This window comes from Moraxella sp. CTOTU47724, assembly GCF_032014955.1.
Lineage (GTDB): Bacteria > Pseudomonadota > Gammaproteobacteria > Pseudomonadales > Moraxellaceae > Faucicola > Faucicola tetraodonis.
This window is the reverse complement of record NZ_DALZSV010000026.1, coordinates 14,525-31,930: the sequence shown is the minus strand read 5'-3', so window position 1 is coordinate 31,930 and position 17,406 is coordinate 14,525. Positions and strand designations below refer to the sequence as shown.

Below are 17,406 nucleotides of genomic sequence, written 5' to 3'. Positions count from 1 at the left end.
AGCAAAGTTTTATCCAAAAATCTTAACTAAAAACCTTGCACAAAATAATGCAATAATTTTTAGCCAAACTATTATAGCGGTGAGCCGATAAAGAAATGTAAACGGACATCGTTGTTATCCCCTGTCAGACCTTTTGCCACATCGAGCCGTACCAAGCCTATCGGTGATTGCCAGCGGATACCTGTACCGATACTGACCGCCGTTGCGTTATCATATTCGCCAGTTGTATCATACGCATTACCAAAGTCAGTAAACACAGCGCCCCGAAAACTCGGTCTAAACTCATAGTTATACTCTGCCGAGCCTACCGCTAAGGCATCACCACCGACTAAGAAATTTTCGCCACCATAGGTCGGTCCTAAACTATCGGTGTTGTAGCCGCGGATACTAGAATCACCGCCGGCAAAAAAGCGTGAACGGTAAGGCACATCATAAAAATCACCGCTATATAAATAGCCCAAATCCAACCGCCCGATCACTTGTTGTTTGTTATCTTTGCCAAAAGTATACATCCCCGTACCACCCGCACGCAGAATGGCCATATTGGTGTCACTCAGCGCCCCTTTAGCACCGACTTCAAGCGAATAACGTTGGCTATAACCCCACGTTGGCGTCAGCATATTGTCTGCTACTGTTTTATTGATTGCATAACCTGCCAACAAAGCTTGTTGGGTATAGTCCGATGCGTAGTTGTTAAAAGGATAAGGCAAGCTATCGGTGCTATATTTTTCAGGGTCGACTGTCAATTTATCGCCGCGGTAGCGCAGTGAATAGGTGCGGTTCCAACCACTATCATGATAAATATTGCGGGCGATACTGGCATAGACCGTGTCTGCTTCAAAGGTATTGACTAGGTCATCAACTTCTTTGTGCTGATAGCCGACTGTGCCTGTTAGCTTATCGTTGAGGGGATGCTTGTAGGGCAAGCTGGCATTAAATTCCACCGCTTGATCGACTTTGGATAGTGCCACTGATGCCCCAGTCTGCAGACCACTTCGGTTAACCAAGTTGTTTTGGTATTTACCGGTCAAGCGCACGCCCACATCCGTTTCATAACCCAAACCCACCTGTGCCTCATGGGGCTTGGTGGCATTGAGTACCACATAGGTTGGGATTTGCTTTCTTTCATACACTTGTCGTGGCGTGAGCTTTGGTATGACTTGGTCTTCTCGTGGTTTAATGGGTAAGTCTTTGTCTTTGTCCAGTTTTTTTGCCGTTTTACTGACCGCATTGGCTATGACCACCAGCGGATTTTTACTTTTATTTTCGGCCTCGGGTGATAACTCCATATCTTCGGGTGCGGCCAATAAATTTTTGGCTTTTCGGCTGATGGCATTGAGACGTTGTTCAGTCGAATCATCGACTTCAAATTGAATCGGCGCGATGTCATTGGGGTCTTGCACCTGATTGACGGTTTTTTGCGTCGTGCTATCGACAGTACCTGCGGATTGAAGTTCAGATGAGTTACTTTGAGTTGAATTGCTTTGAGATGCGAGACTTTGCGCGGTTGAATTGGTAGGTAAAATAGCGGCGGATGTATCAGAAGTGCCAGCGATATTGTCGGCTGTGGTATTGCTGCTGTTGGCAGTGCTGAGCGTAGCCGAGCCCGATTGTTCAAATGCAATATCGCTTGCCGCTTCGTCTGATGGCATGATGACATCCACATCCACCCCATTAAAATAACGGGTGGCAGTCAAATTGTTGGTAAATTCGGTGACAAAGGGTTGATAGTAGGCATCGCCTTTTTGGTACGTCATTAATGCTTTCATTAGCTTTGGCTTTAAAGGCAGCTTATCTGGGTCATCGGTCAAATTGCCTTGCTTATCAATGCTATATATCTTCACATCATCAAAGTGATAGCGAGTTTTTGTGTCATAAATTAGGTCAACATCGGCAGTATTGTCCGGCAAAATAATATCCACCGAACTATTGAGCCATTTGGCATCAAAGTAACCATTGGTTTGCGCGACGCCTTCAATCGTGGCCTTTGCGGCTTTATAGATACCATGACTGAACACATCCCCTTCTTTGGGCGGGATTTCTTTTTCAATCACAGGATACACCGGCAGCGCGTTATCGCCTTCTCCGCCTTCACCACGGATATCAATGATGCGATTTTGCACGATGACGGGTTTACCGACCTCTAAGCTGACTTGGATATTGTCATTGCCTAAATGCTTAAAAGCAATTTTAGTGTCATAAAAACCCACCGCCTCTGCTGCATCTTTGGCAATTTGGCGTAATTTGTTTACACTGGCATTAAAATCCGACACCGATTCGACGGTCACTTTTTCCAATGCCGCTTTGATATTACGCGCAGGCTCGAGTTTGGCATCTGCATTGGCAAAGCTGATATCAATATAGTTGAGCCCTTCGCCGCGACCAATGATTTTGTTCTTCAAGCGCGCTACGATGCCTTGCGGCTCTGCTGTCACGGTTGAGTTGGCTTGTGGGGTGGTCAATGCCGTTGTTTGCTGTTGATAGGCGGGCAAGTAATCATTGGGATTGATGGTGTCGGTGGATTTGATATTGCTGACATCATTGGCGACGCCTTGATTACTAAGATTCTGATTGGCAATATTTTGGTTAGCGATATTTTGATTAGATAAATTGGTTTGCTCGCTTACCTTTTGATTAATCGCGTCGAAATTCTGTTTTTCGGCGGTCAGCTGCTCAGTGACTTGCGCTTGGGATTGGGCTTGGGCATGCGATTGGGATTGAGTATTCACACTTGCAGGCTTGCTATTGTTGATTTGATTGGCAACCGACTGCGGCGTGGCTTGATCTAATGATTTACTGTAGCCAACACTAGGTTGGTTTTGTTTCAACGTCGCCACAGGTTGGTTAAAATTATTAAAGTCTGCCAATGTCTGATTATCGAGTTGTTGACCAATTTTATCTTCAACGCGCTGCTGATTGAGTTGATACAGATAAGGCTGAGCGGTATTGGCATCGGTAGTGATACTGTCTTGCGCAGTTGCCGCAGGCGTGGTATTTTGCGCCGTGCTACCCTTGCTGTCATTGGCGGTGGTCTGCGCTGCGCTGCTAGTGGTTAGCGTGCTATTCGTTGCTGAGGTGTTAGCCAAAGTATTAACTGAGCTATTAGCAGAACTACTAACAGTAGCTGGCATTATTGGCGTTTGTGCCCCCCAAGCAGGCACTACACCTACACTAACCAAGGTAATTGCCAAACGTATGGGGGTCAAGCGAAACAGCGAATGATTTGATACGCTAGAATGGGCGGGGCTTTGACGAGGATTTGACGGACAAGGATTTGACGATAGTGGAGAAATGGCATAAAAAAAACTAAACGGGTTATCGGTCAATGCGGTTGACTGACGATAGGGTAGCAAATTTATTGGTTTCATGATAAAAATCAAATCCTTGAGCGAGCACTAGGCGATTTTAGCATAAACATTTTACTAACCAAACATTTTCGCAACCCTTTGTAAAATATTTGTTAAGATAGGCATCATCAGACATTTCTAGGATTGCTCATGAGTACCCAATTTGCGCTTTTTAAATACAAACGGTTTAGTGCCATGTTTGCCACCCAGTTTTTAGGGGCATTTAATGACAATGTATTTAAGCAAGGTTTGATTTTAGTACTGACCTTTATGGCAGCGGCAAAATTGGGGATGCGTGTCAGTTTGCTCAACAATCTGGCGGCGATGCTGTTTGTATTGCCGTTTTTTTTGTTTTCCGCCTTGGCGGGGCAAATCGCTGATAAATATGAAAAATCTTGGCTGACAAGGCTGATTAAAATCCTTGAAATCGTCATCATGGTAGTTGCCGCATTTGGGTTTGTGTTTGAGATTTATCCGCTCTTATTTGTTGCGTTATTTTTGATGGGTACCCATTCGACGTTTTTTGGTCCTATCAAATATGCTTACCTACCCCAAGCCATGACCACCAATGAGTTGGTGGGTGCCAATGGGCTGTTTCAAATGGGCACGTCACTGGCTATTTTGACAGGGATGATGCTGGCTGGCGTGTTGATGAAGTTGGACAGTCCGCTATTTTGGATATCTGGGGTGACGGTTTTTGTGGCGATTATGGGCTACTTGGCTTCTCGGTTTATTCCCATCATGACTGCGCCGCAGCCTGATTTGACCATCGACTGGAATATCTTTCGTACTAGCTGGCAAACCATTGCCAATCTATATCGCTTACCGATTATGTGGTTTACCATTTTGGGTAATAGTTGGTTTTGGTTTTATGGTGCCACGTTTTTGACCCAAGTACCTGAATTTAGTAAGTCTATTTTGCTAGGCGATGAAAGCGTCGTGATATTTTTATTGACGCTGTTTTCTGTCGGTACGGCGCTCGGCTCACTACTATGTAAAACGCTGACCAAAAACCAAGTGAGTTTAAAGCTGTTGCCCTTTGGGATTGCAGGATTGACGATTTTTGCGATTGACTTGTATTTCACGCTTTCAGCGATGCATTTGCCGCCACTCGCCAACAACGCACACTATAGTATCGGTATGATTTTTGCCACGCAGGGTGCTATGCGTGTGTTTGTCGATTTGTTTTTATTGGGTTTTTCAGGCGGTATTTATATTGTACCTTTATACGCTTATATGCAAGCTTATTCACCTGAAACAAGCCGTGCTCGCATTATCGGTGCCAACAATATTTTAAATGCCGTATTTATGGTGGGTTCGGCGATTTTTTCGATTGTTTGTTTGACCGTATTTAACGTGAGCCTGCCGATGCTATTTGCGATTGTCGGAGTGATAAATTTAGTCATAGGTATCTGGTTATTTTTAAAACTAAAAAAATATAGCCCTGCCAAGCCCATTATGACCCATGAATAATACTTTATCGCCCTATTTAATCACTCCGTTAGACAGTTAGCACAAATAGTTAGGAATGCTAGGCAACGGATGGATGGCAAACAATGGATAAATAAGGATTTTTGCGCCATTTTTTCATTTGAGTCCAAAATGTTGCTATTTGTTATCGTTTGGCAAAGAAACGTTGTTGTTCACTTCAGTTACTTTGTAAGTGGTTAAAAGTTAGTTACTATACCCTGACTTGTTGTAATTTTTTTTGTATCACTTGCTAGGAATGACTGTTATGTTTGCCACTTATAAAACACTGTGCACGCCCAAACTGGTAAAAATTAGTGCGATAGCCTGTACGGCGGTGTTGATGACCGCTTGCGCTTCACAGAAGATCGCGACCGTGGATAAGCGCCCTGTGTATGTACGGGGTGTGCCCAACTATTATATTGTCAGAAACGGCGATACTTTAAGCAAAATCGCCGCCACTTATGGATTGGATTATCGTCGGGTTGGTGCGCTCAACGGGCTCGATAGCAACTATACCATTTATCCAGGGCAACGCTTGATTTTAACCTCAGCAAGTAGTCCCACTTCTTATCGTCCAACAACCATTCGCCCGGTGACGGTCAACCAATCATCCCGCCCGTCTAACCCGACTTATTACCCACCTAGACAAGCCAATAACTTATCAACCCCGTTACCGATGCCAAATCAAGTCATCGTGCCAACCAGCAGCTTGTCACAAGGTTGGTTACGTCCTACCAATGGCAATCTATTGCGGCCGTTTAACCAGCAAACAGGTACGCTAGGTATGTGGTTTGGCGGACAAGCAGGGGCAAATGTTGTCGCCAGCCAGCCAGGTACGGTGCTGTATGTCGGTAGTGATTTGCCAGAATATGGCAAATTGATACTGATTCAGCACAACAGCGACTACATTAGTGCCTACGCGCATTTGGGAAGTTTTGCTGTACAAGAGCGCCAAACGGTGCAAGCAGGTCAAACCATCGGTACCGTTGGAACCGACAATAATTTGAATCAACCTGCCGTAGAGTTCCAAATCCGTTATCGTGGCACGCCAGTCAATCCTGCCAGTTATTTAAAATAATCAAGCAGTTATTTAAAATAATCAAGCAGTTATTTAAAATAATCGCAATAAAAAAGCCAATTCATGACGATTGGCTTTTTTTGTCAGCGTGATTATCGGTGAGAATGATTAGAGGGCAATCGCGGTCGCCATGTTATTGGCATAGTCAATCGCACGATACAGACTATCGGCACTCGCTTTGCCTGTGCCTGCCAAATCCAGTGCTGTGCCATGATCGACTGAGGTGCGAATATAAGGCAACCCTAAAGTGATATTCACGGTTTCGCCAAACCCATGTGATTTGAGCGGCGCCAGTCCTTGATCGTGATACATGGCGATGATAGCATCGGCAGTGGCGATATGTTTTTGGGTAAACAAGGTATCAGCTGGCATCGCCAAACTAATATCCACACCTTGATCGCGATAGTGCTGTAACACAGGATTGATGATGTCAATTTCTTCTCTGCCTAGATACCCGCTTTCCCCAGCATGAGGGTTGAGTCCACAGACCAATATTTTTGGGTGAGTGAGACCAAATTTTTGCTGACAATCATGGATGACAATATCAACGGTTTTTGCCACTTCTTCGTGGGAAATCGCATCGGCGACCGCACGCAGGGGCAAATGGGTGGTGACTAAAGCCACTTTCATCAGGCTATTGGCGAGCATCATCACCACTTTATCCAGCCCCGACTGCTGCATAAAAAATTCGGTATGCCCCATAAAGTCTGGCAACACAGTCATAATCACCGATTTTTGCAGTGGCGCGGTGACAATTGCAGCGACTTGTTTGCTGATGGCGAGCTTATGCGCCAGTTGCAACTGTGCGATGACCATTGGCGCGTTATGAGGATTTAACTGCCCTGCTACCACAGGTTGTGCTGTCGGCACATCCACCACCAAAATAGTATCATGCGCTGAGGGTTGCGCAATTTGCGGTAAATCTTTTAACTCATGTAACTCATGCGTCGCTAATTGTTGAATCATCAATCCGTCTTTTACAGCGCCTTTTTGTTTGAGCTCACTATACCTTTCTTGCAGCGCGTTGATATCTGCCAACACAATGACAGCGCGATTGGGCAGATTTAATTGCTGTCTGTCAGCAAGCATCAGTATGATATCCATGCCAATACCCGCAGGTTCGCCCGAGGTAATTACTAAGGGAAGACTTTGCGTGGTCATTTTTATACCTTTTGATTAACACTGATAAAGCTATCAGTTAATATTTTTGAATTCATTATCACATGTGGCGCATTGTTAACTTGATTAAATAGTTTCATGCTCATGAGTTGAACTAAAACCCTGATTACGCGGATGATGGTTAGCGATTACCAATGATTTGATTAAATGAAATCTAATTATTTGCGTAATGTTAAGTAACTATTGTATACCCAATGAGTTTGCTATTATTAACTTAATTTAAATCAGTGTATAATAGCACTACACTTTACTGTCAATCCTGTATTTTACTGTTGTTATCAATGGAGTCCTTATGGCTACCTACGAACATATTAACCAAAAAGTTGAAAAAATGTGTCAGCAATCTGAAGATTTTTCAGTTCGCGTACCACAAGTCATGCAGCGCCGTATCTATATGATAGCGAAACAAAACCCCCTCAACAATGCCAAAGAAATGAAAGAAATGGAGCGTATGGTGACTGAAAAACCCATCGCATTTTTTGAATCTTGGACGCAAATGGCTTGGCAAGCGCTCGTTGCGCAGCAAAATATTGGGCAATTAATGTTTTCAAATTGTATGAAATTAAGCTTGGGTCAACCGATTTCATTGCAAAACTTCTTTTATGCTGTTAACCAAGAAGCGCTGCATGTTTTGGAAAAAGGGATGCATCCTATCTATAGCCGCGTGGCCGCTAATGCCAAACGTTTAAGCTAAGTTTTACTTTTTTCAACCAAACCCAATAATTTTTTATTGGGTTTTTTATTTTTATAAGTTTTTGATGTCAAAAAAACTGGTACGCCCAGCGGGACTTGAACCCACGTCGGTCGCTTAGGAGGCAACTGCTCTATCCAGTTAAGCTATAGGCGTAAAGGCCTGCTATTTTATCATATTAAATCGTAAATGCTTAGTGTCCGCTGATACTTTTTAAGCGTTTTGTTGCTGATTTTGTAGGTTCGCAGTTTGGCAATTCATAGTATAATAGTGGGCTAAAGACGAACCGCAATAAAGGCAATCCATGGCATTTGTACACTTTGGTATTCACACCGAATTTTCTATCACTGACTCGATTGTACGCATCAAAGCGCTGGTCAAAGCTGCCAAAGCCGACAACCAACTGGCGCTTGCTATTAGTGATTTATCAAACCTGTATGCCACGGTCAAATTTTATAAAGCTTGTTTGGATGCCGGTATCAAGCCGATTATTGGCTCTGAAGTATGGCTTGAAAATGATAGTACGACAGTAACGCTACTTGCCAGCAACCAAATCGGCTACAAGAATTTGACCAATATCGTGTCAAAAGGCTTTGTCGATGGTCAAATAATGGGCAAACCGATTATTCAGCGTGACTGGATTTTTGAGCGCAGTGAAGGGGTGATTGTGCTGTTCACCGAAAAATCAGACGTCGGTCAAGCCATGTTATCAGGTCACCCAGAAAAAGCCGATAGCCTACTACAACAATGGCAAACTACATTTGCCGATCGTGTCTATTTTGCCATTAAACGCACCCAGCGTGCCAACGAAGACCGTTTTATCGAGCAAGCCATTCGCATGTCCAATGCCTTTGATGTGCCTATCATTGCCCATAATGACGTGCGTTTTTTGACAGAAGATGATTTTGAAGCGCATGAAGCACGGGTGTGTATCGCCAATTCGCAAGTGCTTGCCGACCCCAATCGCCCACGTGATTATTCCTCTGAGCAGTATTTAAAAACCCAAGATGAGATGACTGCCCTGTTTAGTGACATGCCAGCGGTGATTGATAACACCTTGGATTTGGCAAAACGCTGTAACGTCATTATTCCTATGGGTCATCACGATTTACCCGAATTTCCCATTCCCGAAGGCGATACCATTGAAACCTTTTTCCGACGCACCGCCCAAGAAGGTCTAGAAAAACGCCTTGAAAAACTCTACCCCATCGAAAAACGCGACGGCAGCTGGGTAGAAAAACGCAAGCCGTATGATGCGCGTTTGGAGTTTGAACTCACGACGATTTTGAATATGGGTTTCCCCGGCTATTTCTTAATCGTGATGGATTTTATCCGCTGGTCAAAAGCCAATGATGTGCCTGTAGGTCCCGGTCGTGGCTCAGGCGCGGGGTCTTTAGTGGCGTATTCGCTCAATATCACTGACTTAGACCCGCTAGAATATGACCTACTGTTTGAAAGGTTTTTGAACCCCGAGCGGGTATCCATGCCAGACTTTGATGTCGATTTTTGTATCGAAGGGCGCGACCGCGTCATTGATTATGTGGCGCAAAAATACGGACGAGAAGCGGTATCCCAAATCATCACCTTTGGTACGATGGCGGCAAAAGCGGTGGTGCGTGATGTCGCGCGCGTTCAAGGTAAGTCGTATGGTCTTGCTGATAAAATCTCCAAACTTATCCCGAAAACCCCAGGTATTTCGCTGGCTGAAGCGGTTGAAGCCGAACCGCAACTCAAAGATTTGCTTAACAATCCTGACAATATGGATTATGAAGATGCCAATGAGATTTGGGAAATGGCGGTACGGCTCGAAGGGATTACCCGTGGCGTTGGTAAACATGCCGGGGGCGTACTTATCGCGCCGACCAAAATTACCGATTATAGCGCAATCTATTGTGATGAAGAGGGTCATCCCGTCAGTCAGTTTGATAAAGACGATGTGGAAGCAGTTGGCTTGGTAAAATTTGACTTTCTGGGTCTACGAAACCTAACGGTAATTAATGCGGCAGTAAAAAATATCAATGCACGCCGCGCTAAAGAGCAACAGCCACCGCTTGATCTTGAGACTTTACCCTTAGACGATAAACCCACCTACTCCCTGCTACAAGATGCCCATACCACCGCTGTATTCCAGCTTGAAAGTACCGGCATGAAAAAATATTTGGCCAAGCTTAAACCGACCAATATTGAAGACGTTATCGCCATGTGTGCGCTGTACCGCCCAGGTCCACTCGATGCCGGGATGGTCGATATGTACATTGACCGTAAACACGGCCGCGAAGAGGTCATCTATGACCATGACCGACTTGAGCCGATACTGGAAAATACCTATGGGGTGATTGTCTATCAAGAACAGGTGATGCAAATCTCGCAAGCGATGGCAGGCTATAGTCTAGGCGGTGCCGATATGCTACGCCGCGCGATGGGTAAGAAAAAACCCGAAGAAATGGCAAAGCAGCGCAGTATTTTTGTTGAAGGGGCAATTGATCAGGGCATCGATGATAAACTTGCAGGTGGCGTGTTTGATTTGATGGAAAAATTTGCCGGCTACGGGTTTAACAAATCACACTCAGCGGCATACGGCGTGTTAGCCTATCAAACCGCCTATTTAAAACACTACTACCCTGCCGAATTTATGGCGGCGGTCATTACCTCCGACATGAATAATACCGATGGTGTGGTGTTTTTTATCAATGATTGCCGCGAAAATTTTGGTTTAAAAGTAGAAAACCCTAGCGTTAACCACTCCAATTGGGCGTTTGTGCCGATTAACCCGACGACCATTGTGTATGGGTTAGGCGGTATCAAAGGTGTCGGTGAAGGTGCCGTAGAGTCTATCGTGGAAGCGCGAAACGCGGGCGGTGAGTTTACCGATTTGTATGATTTTTGCCGCCGTGTTGACACGCGAAAAGTCAATAAACGCACCCTTGAAGCATTGGTTAAAGCAGGCTGTTTTGATAGTTTTGCGCCAAAATTACGACCTGATTTGCCTGCGGATGAAGCTTATCACATCCGTGGCGCGTTACTTGCCGAATTGCCAAAAGCGGTACAAGCAGCCGAGCAACAGCGTAGCAATGACAGCCTAGGGATGATTGATTTATTTAGCGATATACAAGAGGTCACTGCGCCACCCCCATTGCCCCGTGAGCCTGTCTGGACAGATGCTGAACGCTTAAAAGGCGAAAAAGACACGCTAGGACTTTATCTGACCGGTCACCCGATTGATAGTTATCGCGATGAGTTAAAACGCTATACGCCAAAGACATTAGGCGATTTAAGCGAAACCAGCTATGGCGAAACCGTATTTTTTGCAGGCTTGATACTCGATGTGGCAAACTTTGGTAATCGCTCAGTGATTACCTTAGATGACGGTACAGGTCGTATCGAAGTGAGTTGTTATGCCGAGCGCTTTGCCCGCGTCAAAGACAAGCTTAAAGTGGAAACCGTGGTGATCATCGACGGCTCTATTCGTGAACGCGATGGCACGTTTTATGCCAGCCTACAAGATGTAATGACCTTAACCGATGCGCGCAAACGCTGGCTCAAAAAAATCAGCATCAAAATCGCAGGTCATGATATGGCATTGTTTGAACAGATACAGCAATTGTTAGCGACCGCCAATCACTCAACAATTCACTATTTATCGCATCAGTTTAATCACCCGGCCGACAATGCCCAATTTGCGGACAGTCAGCCCGCCAATGCATTGGCTCAATCAGGTCAATTAGGGGTGCCGATTAACCTATGTGTGTATAACGACTATGCGATTGCCCATCTTAATATGCCAACGCATTGGCAAATTGTGCCGACAGAAGAGAATTTTGGCAAACTCAAAAGCTTGGTCAATGAAGAAGATTTGCATTTACATTTTAGTTAGTGCCTGATTTTGGTGAATTTGGTCGATAAACCCACCCTGCGATAAACGTTTGTATCCCTTAAACTGACTTTCATCAAAGTTTTGATAAAATTCAATGAGATATGGGCTAAAATAAGCCAATCAGATTTAATCAATGATGTTTTATTCAATGCCCCATCAACAGGAAACTCTCATGACTCAGCCCTCCCATATCAACTTGCCCCAGTTTGAAGAATTAAGAGCGTTACTTGACGAAGATTTTGTCGATTTGATGCATACTTATATGCAAGATAGCTTACAACGTTTATCGGAAATGGAGACAGCTTATGCCACCTTAGACAACCGTTTGGGGTATAATGCAGCGCACGGCTTAAAAGGCGCTAGCTCTAACCTTGGCGCTACCGAGCTGACCGAACTTTGTTATAAACTGCAAGAAATCTGCCGCACGGGTCATATCCACCAACATGAACAATTGATTGAAGAAATCAAAGCGGAATGCCATGCAGTGAATGACCAAATACAATCGCTTATTGCGTAACGACTGACTAAAATTTGACAACCCATGGTAACGACTGACACTAACGCTTCTCCGCAACCCTTCTCAACCCTTGCGGCATTTTTAGCCGGTATTCGCATTGTGATGGTAAATACCACCTTGCCTGCCAATATCGGCTCTGCCGCCCGCGCCATGCACACCATGGGTCTAACACAGCTCACGGTGGTGGCGCCTAAACTACCGATTGACGAAGATGCCTATGCCCATGCGGCAGGTGCCAAAGCCATTTTAGACGCTGTGACCATTTGCGACACCCTTGAGCAAGCCTTGCAAGATTGCCACTGGGTGATTGCTACCAGTAGTCGCCAACGCCATATTCCAAGACCCGTATTATCGCCCCGACAAGCGGCTGAATTGATGGTCACTAATTTTCAAAACCTTGACGATTTAATGACAGACTCTGCGCATCGCAATTGGCAACTCGCCATTGTGTTTGGTCGTGAAGATCGCGGTTTGACCAATGAAGAGCTGCAATTGGCTGACTACCATATTCAAATTCCTGCCAATCCGCAGTATGGGGTGTTAAATGTGGCGGCTGCGGTTCAAGTGATTGCCAGTGTTTTTTACGAAACCGCCGAATTGGCATTAACGGCAAAAACGGCGGCTGAAAAATCCATTGATTTGACTTTTCGCCAGCAGTGGGATGAGCCACCTATCTCAAATGAGCAGCGTTTACAGCTAGAAAATAGGCTGTTGGCATTGCTGGAGAATTTAGAAATTTACAATCCCGCCCAATCTAAAGTGATGCCTCAGCGTATTAATCGACTTCTTAGTAGATTACAGCTTGATATCAAAGAATATCAGTTACTGCAAGCCACCATCGCAAAATTACTTAAATCCTAAGCTTGTTTAAAATTTTCAAGCAATTGATGAGTTCGTGATATCATAATCACTTAAAATTTTTATAAAATCGGTAGTCAGTATGTTGTCCGTCATCCAAAATTTATCCAAAAAAACCCAGACCATCAAAGCAGAATTACAAGAGGACATCCAAGCGGTGTTTGACCGTGACCCTGCGGCACGTAACACGCTTGAAGTGCTGTTGACTTATCCTGGCGTCCATGCGCTATTGATTCACCGCGTCGCCCACAGTATGTGGCAACACAATAACAAAGGCTTGGCACGGTTTGTATCCTTTGGCAATCGATTTTTGACCGGGATTGAGATTCATCCTGCAGCAAAAATTGGGCGGCGATTCTTTATTGACCATGGCATGGGCGTGGTCATTGGTGAAACCGCTGAAATCGGTGATGACGTCACCTTGTATCACGGCGTCACGCTCGGTGGGGTATCATTAAGTGAAGGCAAACGCCATCCCACCCTGGAAGATGGCGTGGTTGTCGGTGCAGGTGCCAAAGTATTAGGCGGATTTACCGTGGGTAAATATGCCAAAATCGGCTCTAATGCTGTCGTGGTCAAAGAAGTGCCTGCCGGTGCGACCATGGTAGGCGGCGCGGCGCGTTTGATTCATGATAAAGCCAAAGCGGAGCAAATGGGGCTTGATAGCTTGGCAAATAATGGGGTCACCCCAACTGACGACTATATCGAAAAAACCGTCATCAAAAAAACAACCGATGCTGAGCAGATGAAAGCGGTTGAACAAACCTCCATCAATACCTCTGCTACCAATGAGGATGATTGCAATAAAATTAAGTTAGAGCAAGCGGGCGTTTTTCATCAATATGGCATTGACCCAAACACCCAAGACCCTGTGGCAATGACTTTTATCAAAATGCTCGAGCACATTCGCCAGTCTGAAGCGCGCCTTGATGAATTGCAAAGTGCGATGTGCAAATTGGATCCAAATTTCTGCAAAAAACACTATACCAAACTTGATGTGCGTGATTTGGATGCCGTCGATCCGCAATTTTTTATGGAAGATGAATTGTAAGATAAATTCCACCCGATGATAAATATGACAGATTATTGGGTGACGGCTTAGGTGATGAGCTTAAAAAGACTGAGGCGTTGGCGTAGGTTTAAGTAAAAATTGGTTGCTTCGTTTGGTGGTTTGCAAATCCGCTAATACCTGATCTTGCCAACTCGTTTCTGCACCCGTCAAAGTCACATCCGGTTTGACGCCTACGCCATCAATTTTGTCGCCTTTACTTGAGTAATAATGCGCGACCGTTAGCTTTACCGCTTCGTTATCATTGATGGGTACAATGCTTTGGATAGAGCCTTTACCATAACTGGTTTCGCCATACACCTTAGCTCGTTGGTTGTTTTGTAGCGTACTGGCTAATACTTCAGCCGCCGAAGCAGAATAACGATTTTGCAACACCACCAACGGTAAATCGGCAAACTGGGCTTTGCCGTGGGTGCGCATCACCTCTTGTATGCCCTGGCGATTTTTAATCTGCACCACCACTTTATCGTTCATAAATAAGCTTGCGATATCATTGGCAGCTGACAACACGCCACCTGGGTTATTGCGCAAATCGAGTACCAGCACGTTAAACGGCTGATTTAATTTGGTGAGCGCCATTAAAAATTGCTGCTGAGTATTGTTTTGAAACACAGGGATTTGCACCACCGCAACACCATTAATGATGTTGGCACTCATGGCTTGTTGTTGTACCAAGGTTCTTTGCACCACCACCAGATGTTTACGACGACCTTTATCCGAGACTAACAAGCGAGCCGTTGTCCCTGCGATGCCTGTCAGCAGCTGATCGACATCTTGTGGGGTTCGCGTGCTGTCCAGCTTATTATCATTGATTTGATGCAAATAATTGCCGCGCTGAATACCCGCTTTTGCAGCAGGCGAGTTGGGCAGCACATCATCAAACACCCAGCTATCTACATCGGCATGAAAACTCACACTCACACCAATACTACCAATATCGCCTTCGGTAAATAACCTTAAGTTTTCAAACGCGTTTGCATCCAGATATTCAGAATAAGGATCGAGACCAGCTAAAGTGCCTGCCATCGCATTGGCAAACAGGGATTCATCATCGACATTCGTCACATAGTTTTGACGGATGATATCAATCATTTTGACAAATTTTTCGACTGTGACGGGTGATACCGCCTCCAACGCCACTTGCTGGATTTGCCCAGAAGCTGGCGCGATGGGCTGAGTGTCTAGGTTTGGCTGAGTAGCTGGATTAGTCACCATAGGCGTGGTTGACGTAATATCCACTTCCCCGCCATCGTCAGCGCCGTCATCCGTCGAATTATCATAATCAGCGCCATCTGGTACAGCATTAGGTGCATTCACCGCACTAACGGGCACGGCAGTAGGATTAGTACTCGCAATCGCCTGAGTGATTGCAGGTGTTAATGCCGTTTTATTAGTTTTTGCAGAAACTGAGGTAGCAGATTTGGCAGGTGGTTTGACAGGCGAACTGACAGTCGGTCGGCTAGCAGCATGACTCAATGAACCTATCCCCCACAATGCCAGAACGATAACGTGTCTTTTAAAAGTAGGGTTAAATAGGGGTTTGAGACGCTGCGTTACCATAGGATAGTTGTACCCATTAACTGTTAGTTTGCTACGATTAAGCTTTCACCTGTCATTTCGGCAGGTTTGGCAAGGTTCATTAAGTCCAATAGTGTTGGCGCCACATCTGATAGCTTACCACCTGTGCGAATGTGGACGTTATCAGGCGCTTGCTCATTGACATAAATAAATGGTACTAGCTCTGTGGTGTGCTGGGTGTGTACCTGTCCGCTATCATAATCTTGCATTTGTTCAACATTGCCATGGTCAGCGGTAATCAGCAAATGCCCGTGATTGGCAATCACGCAATCAGCAATGGTTTTCACACAGTTATCTAACGTTTCGACGGCTTTGACAGCGGCATCGAACACACCTGTATGCCCTACCATGTCACCATTGGCATAATTCACAATCAGTACATCATACGTACCGGAATTGATGGCATCGGTCAATTTTTCAGTGACTTCTGGCGCACTCATTTCAGGTTGTAAATCATAAGTAGCAACCGCAGGCGAGTTGACCAAAATACGCTGCTCCCCTTCAAACTCTGCTTCGCGCCCACCACTAAAAAAGAAAGTCACGTGGGCGTATTTTTCCGTTTCAGCAATGCGCAATTGGGTTTTGCCTTGCGCTTGCAAATACTCGCCCAATGTGTTGGTTAGCGATGTCGGTTCAAAGGCAATACTGGTTACGCCATTGTTTTGTAATTCATCGGAATATTTGGTCAGCATCACAAATTTTGACAGCGTTGGCAGCTTCTCACGCGTAAAGCCATCAAAATCAGCTGATATGAGTGCTTGGCTGATTTCACGGGCGCGGTCGGCACGAAAATTCATAAAAATCACACTGTCATTGTCTTGGATAGTACCAAAGTCAGCGTTTTGGTTAGCATAACGCACCCAAGTCGGTTTGACGAACTCATCACTTTCACCTGCGCCATACGCTGCGCTAATCGCTTCAGCACCTGACTGCACCACCCGTTCTGCTTTGGCTTGGGTCAGCAAATCATACGCTTGCTGTACCCGATCCCAGCGTTTATCCCGATCCATCGCAAAGTAGCGACCAATAAGACTGACCAAATAAGCCGTGCCCTCATATCGCTCATTAAGCGTGGCAAGCGCTTGTTGTAATTGTGCGACATAATTGTCCGCACTTTTAGGCGGCGTATCACGCCCGTCCAAAAATGTATGGATAAAGACCTGCTTTGCACCCTGCTGCAATGCCAGCTCCACCATCGCGACAATATGATCTTGATGCGAATGAACTCCCCCATCGGATAACAATCCCATGATATGCACATTGGCTTGTCGGTTATTGGCAAGCTTTACTGCTTCGGTTAATGCAGGGTTGCTAAAAAATTGCTGTTCGCGGATTTCTTTGTGAATACGGGTAGAGTCTTGATACAAAATACGACCTGCACCCAAATTCATATGCCCGACTTCAGAGTTACCAAACTGCCCTGCGGGTAAACCCACGTCTTCACCTGACCCTGAAATCAACCCATGCGGATAATGCTGATACAAATAATCAAGGTTTGGGGTGTGCGCCGCGGCAATCGCATTATCACGCTGATCTTCGCGATGTCCAAAACCATCTAAAATCATCAACACATGGGGGATTTTTTTAACCGTCGATTGATGGGTAACCGAGTTAGACGCTTGATTCATTGTTGCCTCTAGAAAAGCTAAAATAAGGAAAATACGAAACTGGTATTAAAAAAATTTTGAAAATTATAGCATAGCTCGCTCCATCTCTTTAACCCAGATTTTGCGTCATTCTGTTAA

11 protein-coding genes and 1 tRNA gene are annotated in these 17,406 nt (G+C 45.2%); 7 read left to right on the top strand and 5 right to left on the bottom strand.

Annotated features, from left to right (window positions below):
- Window positions 1-71: 71 nt before the first annotated feature.
- Window positions 72-3,368 (bottom strand): autotransporter assembly complex protein TamA, encoded by a 3,297-nt coding sequence (locus RTR63_RS06965; RefSeq protein ID WP_312523430.1) that lies wholly within the window; start codon window positions 3,366-3,368, stop codon window positions 72-74.
- A gap of 129 nt (window positions 3,369-3,497) precedes the next feature.
- Here RTR63_RS06965 and RTR63_RS06960 point away from each other — a divergent pair, with 129 nt between their 5' ends.
- Window positions 3,498-4,820: an MFS transporter gene (locus tag RTR63_RS06960; protein ID WP_312523428.1), complete on the top strand. Its 1,323-nt coding sequence runs from the start codon at window positions 3,498-3,500 to the stop codon at window positions 4,818-4,820.
- A gap of 262 nt (window positions 4,821-5,082) precedes the next feature.
- The gene (locus tag RTR63_RS06955) at window positions 5,083-5,895 is read left to right on the top strand and encodes a M23 family metallopeptidase (RefSeq protein ID WP_099808174.1); all 813 of its coding nucleotides are present in this window, start codon (window positions 5,083-5,085) and stop codon (window positions 5,893-5,895) included.
- A 108-nt stretch (window positions 5,896-6,003) separates the two neighbouring features.
- Here the strand turns inward: RTR63_RS06955 and pdxA are convergent, their stop codons facing one another.
- Window positions 6,004-7,056 (bottom strand): 4-hydroxythreonine-4-phosphate dehydrogenase PdxA, encoded by a 1,053-nt coding sequence (gene pdxA, locus RTR63_RS06950; protein WP_312523425.1) that lies wholly within the window; start codon window positions 7,054-7,056, stop codon window positions 6,004-6,006.
- Window positions 7,057-7,366: 310 nt separating this feature from the next.
- On the opposite strand from pdxA, the gene RTR63_RS06945 reads away from it, so the two are divergent.
- Window positions 7,367-7,768 (top strand): hypothetical protein, encoded by a 402-nt coding sequence (locus RTR63_RS06945; protein WP_060995430.1) that lies wholly within the window; start codon window positions 7,367-7,369, stop codon window positions 7,766-7,768.
- 77 nt (window positions 7,769-7,845) lie between these two features.
- On the opposite strand, the gene RTR63_RS06940 is transcribed toward RTR63_RS06945, so the two are convergent.
- Window positions 7,846-7,921 (bottom strand) — tRNA-Arg (locus RTR63_RS06940).
- A 148-nt stretch (window positions 7,922-8,069) separates the two neighbouring features.
- Here RTR63_RS06940 and dnaE point away from each other — a divergent pair.
- The 4 genes from dnaE (at window position 8,070) to cysE (ending at window position 14,065) form a co-directional block, all read left to right on the top strand.
- Window positions 8,070-11,639, top strand: a complete 3,570-nt coding sequence (dnaE, locus tag RTR63_RS06935; RefSeq protein ID WP_312523424.1) for a DNA polymerase III subunit alpha — start codon at window positions 8,070-8,072, stop codon at window positions 11,637-11,639.
- A gap of 172 nt (window positions 11,640-11,811) precedes the next feature.
- Window positions 11,812-12,156, top strand: a complete 345-nt coding sequence (locus tag RTR63_RS06930; RefSeq protein ID WP_312523423.1) for an Hpt domain-containing protein — start codon at window positions 11,812-11,814, stop codon at window positions 12,154-12,156.
- A 24-nt stretch (window positions 12,157-12,180) separates the two neighbouring features.
- Window positions 12,181-13,017: an RNA methyltransferase gene (locus tag RTR63_RS06925; RefSeq protein ID WP_312523422.1), complete on the top strand. Its 837-nt coding sequence runs from the start codon at window positions 12,181-12,183 to the stop codon at window positions 13,015-13,017.
- A 121-nt stretch (window positions 13,018-13,138) separates the two neighbouring features.
- The gene (gene cysE / locus RTR63_RS06920; RefSeq protein ID WP_409418205.1) at window positions 13,139-14,065 is read left to right on the top strand and encodes a serine O-acetyltransferase; all 927 of its coding nucleotides are present in this window, start codon (window positions 13,139-13,141) and stop codon (window positions 14,063-14,065) included.
- Between the two features lie 60 nt (window positions 14,066-14,125).
- Here cysE and RTR63_RS06915 read toward each other — a convergent pair whose 3' ends face one another.
- The gene (locus RTR63_RS06915) at window positions 14,126-15,643 is read right to left on the bottom strand and encodes a S41 family peptidase (protein WP_312523421.1); all 1,518 of its coding nucleotides are present in this window, start codon (window positions 15,641-15,643) and stop codon (window positions 14,126-14,128) included.
- A gap of 23 nt (window positions 15,644-15,666) precedes the next feature.
- Window positions 15,667-17,289, bottom strand: a complete 1,623-nt coding sequence (gpmI, locus tag RTR63_RS06910; RefSeq protein WP_312523420.1) for a 2,3-bisphosphoglycerate-independent phosphoglycerate mutase — start codon at window positions 17,287-17,289, stop codon at window positions 15,667-15,669.
- Between the last annotated feature and the right edge of the window lie 117 nt (window positions 17,290-17,406).

What these genes read in the sequence shown, in the direction of transcription:
- RTR63_RS06965 (WP_312523430.1), bottom strand. Translation starts at nt 3,368, where the DNA reads ATGAAACCAATAAATTTGCTACCCTATCGTCAGTCAACCGCATTGACC.
- RTR63_RS06960 (WP_312523428.1), top strand. Translation starts at nt 3,498, where the DNA reads ATGAGTACCCAATTTGCGCTTTTTAAATACAAACGGTTTAGTGCCATG.
- RTR63_RS06955 (WP_099808174.1), top strand. Translation starts at nt 5,083, where the DNA reads ATGTTTGCCACTTATAAAACACTGTGCACGCCCAAACTGGTAAAAATT.
- pdxA (WP_312523425.1), bottom strand. Translation starts at nt 7,056, where the DNA reads ATGACCACGCAAAGTCTTCCCTTAGTAATTACCTCGGGCGAACCTGCG.
- RTR63_RS06945 (WP_060995430.1), top strand. Translation starts at nt 7,367, where the DNA reads ATGGCTACCTACGAACATATTAACCAAAAAGTTGAAAAAATGTGTCAG.
- dnaE (WP_312523424.1), top strand. Translation starts at nt 8,070, where the DNA reads ATGGCATTTGTACACTTTGGTATTCACACCGAATTTTCTATCACTGAC.
- RTR63_RS06930 (WP_312523423.1), top strand. Translation starts at nt 11,812, where the DNA reads ATGACTCAGCCCTCCCATATCAACTTGCCCCAGTTTGAAGAATTAAGA.
- RTR63_RS06925 (WP_312523422.1), top strand. Translation starts at nt 12,181, where the DNA reads ATGGTAACGACTGACACTAACGCTTCTCCGCAACCCTTCTCAACCCTT.
- RTR63_RS06915 (WP_312523421.1), bottom strand. Translation starts at nt 15,643, where the DNA reads ATGGTAACGCAGCGTCTCAAACCCCTATTTAACCCTACTTTTAAAAGA.
- gpmI (WP_312523420.1), bottom strand. Translation starts at nt 17,289, where the DNA reads ATGAATCAAGCGTCTAACTCGGTTACCCATCAATCGACGGTTAAAAAA.